This is a genomic window from Pseudomonas avellanae BPIC 631 (assembly GCF_000444135.1).
Lineage (GTDB): Bacteria > Pseudomonadota > Gammaproteobacteria > Pseudomonadales > Pseudomonadaceae > Aquipseudomonas > Aquipseudomonas avellanae.
Genome location: NZ_ATDK01000541.1, coordinates 1 through 585 on the forward strand (window position 1 = coordinate 1; position 585 = coordinate 585).

The 585-nt window shown below is 48.7% G+C and carries 1 pseudogene; it reads left to right on the top strand.

The annotated features are described in order from the left end of the window. Positions 1 to 409 (top strand): annotated as a pseudogene (locus tag DW49_RS1000000133460) (hypothetical protein); the annotation flags it as partial. Positions 410 to 585: the final 176 nt, after the last annotated feature.

Here is a 585-nt window from a genome sequence, read left to right on the forward strand (position 1 = left end):
TGTTTTCGAAAAAATCAGCCACCAACTAACGGAAAATTCAAATCTTATCAATAGCTTAGCTTGCAGGTTATGGGTAACTTATTTCGAAAACAGTACACTAGATCAAGAGATCAGGCTTCTTGAAAAAGTTACCGATCCAGATGACCCCGCCGAACACCTGCTCCGGCTGGAAAAGGCGAGAAGGGACTCGAAAAAGCTGTTTCTTGGACGGCATGCTCCGGGCGGAAGACTTCAGAAACAATATGTTGAAGCCCTTAGCGGGCAGGCATCCAATTATGCATTTGATCGGTTAGCCAAAGCTGCTGGGAGCAGTTGGCCACTGAGGACGCACCAATGTAGACGAACTTATGCTCGATGCTTTGTGGAATCCCGTATGGGTCGCACCTCATTGATCGTAAGCGCCTCATGAACCCCACATTCCAAGCCGGCAATTGAAGCTTGATGCTGTGCTCCCAATTCTTTCAGGAGCCAGCCAGCACCGATCACTAGGGTCTGTTCCCGTTTCGACGTAACCTATTGATCCCTATGAGAACAGGCCCGTATTGTTGGAGTTCTCACACAACACCAATACGAGCCTGCAATGCC